At 64.2% G+C, this 8991-nt stretch carries 6 protein-coding genes; all 6 read left to right on the plus strand.

Annotated elements, in window-relative coordinates; all coding sequences use genetic code 11:
• The first annotated feature begins 401 nt into the window (after positions 1-401).
• The gene (locus BLQ71_RS25100; RefSeq protein ID WP_074623683.1) at positions 402-2087 is read left to right on the plus strand and encodes a glycine/sarcosine N-methyltransferase; all 1686 of its coding nucleotides are present in this window, start codon (positions 402-404) and stop codon (positions 2085-2087) included.
• A 75-nt stretch (positions 2088-2162) separates the two neighbouring features.
• On the plus strand, positions 2163-3041 hold the full coding sequence (gene metF / locus BLQ71_RS25105) for a methylenetetrahydrofolate reductase [NAD(P)H] (RefSeq protein ID WP_074623684.1): 879 nt from the start codon (positions 2163-2165) through the stop codon (positions 3039-3041).
• Between the two features lie 11 nt (positions 3042-3052).
• Complete coding sequence (locus tag BLQ71_RS27185) at positions 3053-4120, plus strand: homocysteine S-methyltransferase family protein (RefSeq protein WP_074623685.1); 1068 nt, start codon at positions 3053-3055, stop codon at positions 4118-4120.
• The gene (gene metH, locus BLQ71_RS25115; protein ID WP_074623686.1) at positions 4117-6780 is read left to right on the plus strand and encodes a methionine synthase; all 2664 of its coding nucleotides are present in this window, start codon (positions 4117-4119) and stop codon (positions 6778-6780) included. Before BLQ71_RS27185 ends, metH begins: the two co-directional genes overlap by 4 nt.
• 60 nt (positions 6781-6840) lie before the next feature.
• Positions 6841-8031 (plus strand): methionine adenosyltransferase, encoded by a 1191-nt coding sequence (gene metK / locus BLQ71_RS25120; protein ID WP_074623687.1) that lies wholly within the window; start codon positions 6841-6843, stop codon positions 8029-8031.
• A gap of 28 nt (positions 8032-8059) precedes the next feature.
• The coding region (locus tag BLQ71_RS25125) for an adenosylhomocysteinase (protein WP_074623688.1) at positions 8060-8991 on the plus strand (932 nt) is incomplete at its 3' end.

Genomic DNA, 8991 nt, shown 5'->3' on the forward strand with positions numbered 1-8991 from the left:
TCAAACCTCCCAATTACCACATACTTATGGATGCCTTGTCGGCGAGTCATGCTGCAGGTGCGAGGCCGGAAGAACCTGCTTTTCTCAAATTATATCAGGGCATTAGAAAAAATGTCGCAATTGGGGGTTGAATGGTCGCAATTTGTCCGTGACGTTCACGGTGCAATTCGGGCAGCACTCTGACGCCTTGCGTCGGGCCGAGCCAACTACCTGCTCGGCGCCGACCCGCGCAGAACCTGCACCTGACCACATTGCCTCCCGCGGCGCGATCAAGCTGGCCGGGGCGAATACCGATGAAGGCAAAGAAATCAGTGCAGCCTTTCGAGGCTTGCGCAGGGATATTGCGCGACCGGTGGGCATGCGTCTCGCCGGTGCCGTGACAGTTTGGAACGGAGACAGACATGAGCGATACGATGGCCGAAAACGCTGAACTGACCATGACGGACCAGGTCTACAGCGACGATCCGCTGGCCGATCGCGAGACCGACCATTACCGCAAGGAATACGTCAGGACCTTTGTCGACAAGTGGGACGAGTTGATCGACTGGGCTGGCCGTGCCGAGAGCGAGGGGCAGTTCTTTATCGACATCCTGCGGGCGCGCGGCAAGGAAACCGTGCTCGACGTCGCCTGTGGTACCGGCTTTCATTCGGTCAGGCTGACCGAAGCGGGCTTTGACGTGACTGCCTCTGATGGGGCGGCCTCGATGGTGGCCAAGGCCTTCGAAAACGGACGCAGCCGCGGGCTGATCCTCAAAACCGCGCAGGCCGACTGGCGCTGGCTCAACCGTGACATCAACGGCAAGTACGACGCGATCGTCTGCCTGGGCAATTCCTTCACGCACCTGCACAAGGAATCCGAGCGCCGCCGTGCGCTGGCCGAATTCTACGCCGCGCTGAAACATGACGGGCTTCTCATCCTCGATCAGCGCAATTACGACGCCATGCTTGACCGGGGCTATACGACCAAGCACAAGTACTACTACTGCGGCGATCAGGTGACGGCCGAACCCGACCACGTGGACGAGGGCCTGTGCCGAATGCGCTATTCCTTCCCCGACGGGTCGGAATACACGCTCAACATGTGTCCCATCCGCAAGAACTACATGCGCCGTCTTCTGTCGGAGGCCGGGTTCGAGCGGGTGCGCACCTATGGCGATTTCCAGGAAACCTATGCCGAGGACGATCCGGATTTCTTCATCCACGTGGCCGAGAAATCGGCGATGCACCTGGTGCGCTGGGGCACCGGCACGGATGACGGCAAGCAAGACATCCGCGACATCACCGAGAACTACTATGACAGCGATGACGCGGACACGTTCTATTCCACGATTTGGGGGGGAGAGGACCTGCATATCGGCCGCTATGCCGAAACACCCGACATCCGCACCGCTTCGGACCGCACCATCGAGTCGATGATCGACCGGCTGCCCAAGTTGGATGCCTCGGCCCGTGTGCTGGATATGGGCGCGGGCTATGGCGGTGCCATGCGCACGCTTGTCCGAAAGACCGGCTGCGAGGCGGTCTGCCTGAACCTGTCCGAGACGCAGAACGAATACAACCTGGGCAAGATCCGGGCCGCCAAGCTGTCCGACAAGATCTCGGTCCGCCACGGTGTCTTTGAGGACGTGCCGGAGCCCGACGCCAGCTGCGACGTGGCGTGGAGCCAGGATGCCTTCCTGCATTCCGATCAGCGCGCCAAGGTCCTGGCCGAGGCTTGGCGCGTGCTCAAGCCGGGCGGGCACCTGATCTTCACGGATCCGATGCAAGCCGACGATGCCGACCCCGCAGTGTTGCAGCCCGTTTATGACCGTCTGCAACTCAACGACCTGGGATCGCCTCGGTTCTACCGCGAGGCGGCAGAGGCTCTCGGCTTCGAGACCGTGGAACAGGAGGAGGCCGTCAGCGATCTGCGGACGCATTATTTCCGTGTTCGCGAAGAACTGGTGGCCAACTACGAGAAACTTCGCGAGGCCGGGGCCTCGGCAGAGTATCTCGACAAGATGGCCGTTGGATTGGAGAACTGGGTGAAGGCCGCCGATGATGGTCACCTCGCCTGGGGCATCCAGCACTTCCGCAAGCCGGCGTGATGTGATGTGCCGGGGTGCCGCCGCGCGCCCCGGCCTCTGCTTCACCAATTCGCCCCCATCATTGGAGAGTTCTGCATGACCGGGACCTATCCCGATCCCACCGCCTGTGTGTCCTTCGAGCTTTTCCCGCCAAAGACCGATGCCGGTGAAACGGCGCTGGCGCGCGCCGTCGATCAAATGGCCAGCGCCGATCCAGCCTATTTCTCGGTGACCTACGGCGCGGGCGGCAGTACCCGTGACCGTACCGCCCGCGTGGTGGATATGGTCGGGCGACGCTCCGGTCGCCCGGTGGCCCATCACCTGACCTGCGTGGGGGCAAGCCGGGACGAGGTTGACCAGCTGGCGCGCGGCCTGCACGACAAGGGGATCACGCGCATCGTCGCCCTGCGCGGCGACCTGCCCGAGGGGCAGAGCCTTGCCCCGGACGGCTACGGCGACGCGGCAGAACTGGTGGCGGGGCTGCGCCGGGTGGCGGATTTCGACATCTCGGTCGCGGCCTACCCGGAGGTTCACCCCGAAGCCGCAAGCGCCGCCGCCGATCTGGATCACCTCAAGCGCAAGCTGGATGCGGGCGCGGCCCGGGCGATCACGCAGTACACCTTTGACACCGAGGTCATCTTGCGGTTCGTCGACCGGGCCCGCGCTGCGGGCATCACCGCGCCGATTGTGCCGGGAATCATGCCGGTGGCGAATTTCGCGGGTCTCAAACGGTTCTCGGCCATGTGCGGTGCCTCGGTACCGGACTGGCTGGCGCAGATGTTCGACGGGATGGACGATGACCCGAAAACCCGCGCCATGATCGCGACCAGTGTTGCCACGGAACAATGCCGCCTGCTGATGGAGGCGGGGATTCCCGAATTCCATTTCTACACGCTGAACCGACCGGAAATCAGCCTTGCGGTCTGTCGCGCGCTGGGACTGACCACCGGACCCGCGGCCGAGAGCGCCGCCTGAGGAGAGACCAGATGACCGAGACCGATATCACGGCCCATGCGGCCCGACGCATCCTGGTGCTGGACGGGGCCATGGGCACCATGATCCAGCAGCACAAGCCCGGCGAGGAGGTCTATCGCGGCACGCGCTTTGCCGACTGGACAAGCGACGTGGGCGGCAACAGCGAGTTGCTGAGCCTGACGCAGCCCGAGATGATCCGCGACATTCACACCGCCTTTCTCGAGGCGGGCGCGGACATCCTCTGCACTAACACCTTTGGTGCCAATGCGATCAGCCAGGCCGATTACGGCATGGAAGGCCTTGTCACCGAGATGAACGCCGAAAGCGTGCGGCTTGCCCGCGAGGCGGCCGAGGCCATGTCGTCGCCGGATCGCCCGCGCTGGGTTGCCGGGGGCATCGGCCCGACCAACCAGACCGCCAGCCTCAGCCCGGATGTGAACGATCCGGGCTATCGCGCCGTCACCTTCGACGATCTGGCAAAGGCCTATGGCGAGGCCGCGCGCGCCCTGGTCAAGGCGGGGGTCGATGTGCTGCTGGTCGAGACGATTTTCGACACGCTCAACGCCAAGGCCGCGCTCTTTGCCATCGACAGCCTCAAGGACGAAGGGCTGGACGTGCCGCCGCTGATGATTTCGGGCACCATCACCGACCGGTCCGGGCGGACGCTGACGGGCCAGACGCCCGAGGCTTTCTGGGTCTCGATGAGCCATGCGCGCCCCTTCTCGGTGGGGCTGAACTGTGCCCTCGGTGCGGGCGAGATGCGTCAGCATGTGCGTACGCTGTCGGACGTCGCGGACACTCGCATCAGCGCCTATCCCAACGCGGGCCTGCCCAACGAGATGGGCGGCTATGACGAAACCCCCGAGGAAACCGCCGCCCATCTGGGCGAATGGGCCGATGCGGGGCTGGTGAACATCGTCGGCGGCTGCTGCGGCACGACGCCCGACCATATCCGCGCCATTGCCGATGCCGTCGCGGGCAAGTCGCCGCGGGCGGTCCCTGCAACGGTGCGGCGGTTGCGCCTGTCGGGACTGGAGATGTTCGAGGCCCCCGGTACCAGCACGGAGGATGCAGCATGAGCGGTGTTGCCAATTTCATCAATATCGGTGAGCGCACGAACGTCACAGGCTCGGCCAAATTCAAGAAGCTGATCATGGAGGGCGACTTTGCCACTGCGCTCGATGTGGCGCGCAGCCAGGTCGAGAACGGCGCCCAGATCATTGATGTGAACATGGACGAGGGCCTGCTCGACTCGGAAAAGGCTATGGTCACCTTCCTCAACCTGATCGCTTCGGAGCCCGATATCAGCCGGGTGCCGGTGATGCTCGACAGTTCCAAGTTCGAGGTGATCGAGGCGGGTTTGAAATGTGTGCAGGGCCGCGCGGTGGTCAACTCCATCTCGCTCAAGGAGGGCGAAGCGGCCTTCCTGGAACAGGCGCGCACCATCCGCCGTTACGGCGCCGCCGTGGTGGTCATGGCCTTTGACGAGAACGGCCAGGCCGAGACCGCGCAGCACAAGTACGAGATCTGCCGCAGGTCCTACGACCTGCTGGTCGAGAAGGCGGGGTTCCAGCCCTGGGACATCATCTTTGATCCCAACATCTTTGCCGTCGCGACCGGAATCGAAGAGCACAACGACTACGCCAATGCCTTTTTCGAGGCCATCAAGCTGATCAAGGCGGATATGCCGGACACGCATGTTTCTGGCGGACTGTCGAACGTGTCGTTCAGCTTTCGCGGCAACAATGCCGTGCGCGAGGCCATGCACTCGGCCTTCCTGTACCACGCGATCCCGCTGGGCATGAACATGGCCATCGTCAACGCGGGCCAGATCACCGTCTACGACGACATTCCCGAGGAACTGCGCGAACGCGTCGAGGACGTGCTGTTCAACCGCCGCGACGACGCAACCGAGCGCCTGTTGGAGATCGCGGACAAATACAAGGGCACCGGCGAGGCGTCGAAAAAGGAAGACCCCAAATGGCGCGAGGCCCCGGTCGAAAAACGTCTGGAACACGCGCTGGTCCACGGGATCACCGATTTCGTGGTCGAGGACACCGAGGAATGCCGCCTGCGCTCCGAGAAGCCGCTGCATGTGATCGAAGGCCCGTTGATGGACGGCATGAATGTGGTCGGCGACTTGTTCGGCGCTGGCAAGATGTTCCTGCCGCAGGTGGTGAAGTCCGCCCGCGTCATGAAGACCGCCGTCGCCCATCTGCTGCCCTTCATGGAAGAGGAAAAGCGCCAGCAGGGCGACACTTCGGCCAAGGGCAAGGTGCTGATGGCCACGGTAAAGGGCGACGTTCACGACATCGGCAAGAACATCGTGGGTGTCGTGCTGCAATGCAACAACTACGACGTGGTGGACATGGGCGTGATGGTCCCGACCGAGGACATCATCGCAAAGGCCAAGGAGGAAAAGGCCGATATTATTGGCCTGTCCGGCCTCATCACCCCGTCGCTCGACCGCATGGTCGAGGTGGCGGCAGAGATGAAGCGGCAGGGGCTGGACCTGCCACTGTTGATCGGGGGCGCGACCACCTCCAAGAAGCACACCGCGCTCAAGATCGCGCCGGAATATGAACATGGTGTGATCCATGTCGACGATGCCTCCAAGGCCGTGGGCGTGGTGTCCAAGTTGCTGTCGAAAACGGCCCGGCCGGTCTACCTGTCCGAGATCGCCGCGGAGCAGGAACAGATGCGTGCGGGCGACGACCGCGGCGGCGACCGGCCCACCTCCCCGCTGATGCAGGCGCGGGCGAATGCCTTTGACGGGGGCTGGGACAGTTACACGCCCCCCGCGCCGCAGACGCCCGGCCTGACGGTGATCGACGATACGGAGGTTGCCACCCTGCGCGGCTTCATCGACTGGACGCCGTTCTTTGCCACCTGGGAAATGCGGGGCAACTTCCCCGCCATCCTCGACGATCCCGACCGGGGCGAGACCGCGCGCGAACTGTACGACAACGCGCAAAAGATGCTGGACCGGATCGAGAGCGAAGGTTGGTTCAACCCGCGCGGGGTGGTCGGTCTCTGGCCCGCCAACAGCCGGGGGGACGATATCCTGGTCTGGACGGACGAGACGCGCGGCAAGCTGCGCGCGCGGATGCCGCAGCTGCGCCAGCAGCGCAACAAGACCCGCGACACCGCGCAGATGTGCCTGGCCGATTTCGTCGCCCCCGAGGGCACGGCGGACTGGGTCGGCGGGTTCGCCGTCACCACCGGACCGGAGGTGCACGAGATCGCTGACCAGCTGAAGGCCGAGGGCAACGACTACGACTCGATCATGGTACAGGCCCTGGGCGACCGGCTGGCCGAGGCTTTTGCCGAGGCGTTGCACGCCCGCGTGCGCCGCAGCCTCTGGGGCTATGCCCCGGGCGAGGAACTCGACAACACGGGGCTGATCCGCGAGCAGTATCGCGGCATCCGCCCGGCGCCCGGCTATCCCGCCTGTCCGGATCACACCGAGAAGCGTACGCTTTTCGACCTGCTGGATGCGCCTGCGCATACCGGTCTCGAACTCACGGACTCCTGCGCGATGTGGCCCGCCTCCGCGGTTTCGGGCCTCTACTTCTCGCATCCCGAGGCGCGCTATTTCGGGATCGGCCGGATCGGACCCGATCAGGTCTCGGATTATGCCGCGCGCAAGGGGATGGAGATCGCAGAGGCCGAGGCCTGGCTGGCCCCTAGCCTGGCTTATCGGCCCGACAAATCATCGGCGGATCGCAAGATCGCCTGAACCCCGCAAGACCACTTGCCAATACCGACCCAATCCCACCGTAGTGGAGAAAGGAACGAGATGAGCGACAAGACTTGGCTGTTTACCAGTGAATCGGTGTCCGAAGGGCATCCAGACAAGGTGTGCGACCGGATCTCGGATGCCATCCTGGATGCCTACCTGGCCGCCGATCCGCAGTCCCGCGTGGCCTGCGAGACGCTGGCAACCACCGATCACGTCACCATCGCCGGCGAAGTGCGCGGTCCGGAAACCGTGCTCAAGGATGTCGAGCAGATTGCCCGCGATGCAATCCGTGATATCGGCTACGACCAGACCGGATTTTCCTGGCGCAATGCCGAGATCGTTTGCCGCCTGCACGCCCAGTCCGCCGACATTGCGCAGGGCGTCGACGAGGGCGAGAAGGGCGAGGAAGGCGCCGGCGACCAGGGCATCATGTTCGGCTACGCCTGCAACGAAACCGCCGAGCTGATGCCTGCGCCGATCCAGTTCGCCCACCGCATTCTGCGCCGCATGGCGGAGGACCGGAAATCCGGCAAACAGCCGAATTTCGGCCCCGACGCGAAAAGCCAGGTTACGTTGAAATACGCAGGCGGCAAGCCTGTCGGCCTGGACACCGTCGTGGTGTCGACGCAGCACCTCGAGGGCCTCAGCCAGGCCGAGGTCCGCGAACTCGTCAAACCCTACATCACCGATGTCTTCAAGGACGAGGGCTGGGACCTGCCCGCCGACGAAAAGTTGATCGTCAACCCGACCGGTAACTTTGTCATTGGCGGCCCTGACGGCGATGCCGGGCTGACAGGCCGCAAGATTATCGTCGACACCTACGGCGGCGCGGCGCCCCACGGTGGCGGTGCCTTCTCGGGCAAGGACCCGACCAAGGTTGACCGTTCCGCAGCCTATGTCGCCCGCTACCTGGCCAAGAACGTCGTGGCCGCGGGACTGGCCGACAAGTGCCAGATCCAACTGGCCTATGCCATCGGCGTGCCCGAGCCAGTGGCACTCTATGTCGATACGCTCGGCACCGGGGAGGTTTCCGAAGACGACCTGTCGCGCCGCCTGCGCGAGATGGTCCGCCTGACCCCACGCGGTATCCGTGATCACCTGCATCTGCTGCAGCCGATCTATACCCGAACCGCCGCCTACGGCCATTTCGGACGGCAAGCCGCTGAAGATGGAGGATTCTCCTGGGAACGGACAGATCTCGCCGACGAGCTGGCCCGCAGCTTCGGTGCCACCGTGGCCGCCCAGTGACGCGAACGGAATTCAAGGATAACCACTCATGAACAAACCTGAAAACGTCAAAGCGGCGGACTATGCCGTCCGCGATTTTGCACTGGCCGGGTTCGGCCGCAAGGAACTCGACATTGCCGAAACCGAGATGCCGGGCCTGATGGCGCTGCGCGCGGAATACGGCGAGGCGAAACCGCTGAAAGGCGCGCGCATCGTCGGTTCCTTGCACATGACGATCCAGACCGCTGTCCTGATCGAAACCCTGGTGGCGCTGGGCGCCGACGTGCGCTGGGCGTCCTGCAACATCTTCTCGACCCAGGACCACGCCGCCGCGGCCATCGCCGAGGCGGGCGTGCCGGTCTTCGCGATCAAGGGCCAGACGCTGGAAGAGCATTGGGATTACCTCGACAAGTCCTTCCTGTTCGACGATGGCCCGAACATGATCCTGGACGATGGCGGCGACGCCACGCTCTACGTCCTGCTGGGGGCGCGCGCCGAGGCGGGTGAGGACATCATCGCCGTGCCGACCTCGGAAGAAGAGGAAGTCATCAAGGCGCAGATCAAGAAGCGCATGGCGGCGAGCCCCGGCTGGTTCACCAAGACCCGCGACCAGATCCTGGGCGTGTCCGAGGAAACTACCACCGGCGTCAACCGCCTGTACCAGCTGGTGCGCGACGGCCAGCTGCCCTTCCCGGCGATCAACGTCAACGACAGCGTGACCAAGTCGAAGTTCGACAACAAGTACGGCTGCAAGGAATCGCTGGTCGACGGCATCCGCCGCGCCACCGACACGATGATGGCCGGCAAGGTCGCCGTGGTCTGCGGTTACGGCGACGTCGGCAAGGGCTCTGCCGCCTCGCTGCGCGGCGCCGGTGCCCGCGTGAAAGTGACCGAGATCGACCCGATCTGCGCCCTGCAGGCGGCGATGGACGGCTTCGAGGTGACGACGCTGGAAGACGTGGTGTCCAGTGCCGATATCTT

The sequence above is a fragment of the Antarctobacter albus genome, from assembly GCF_900101505.1.
GTDB lineage: Bacteria > Pseudomonadota > Alphaproteobacteria > Rhodobacterales > Rhodobacteraceae > Antarctobacter > Antarctobacter albus.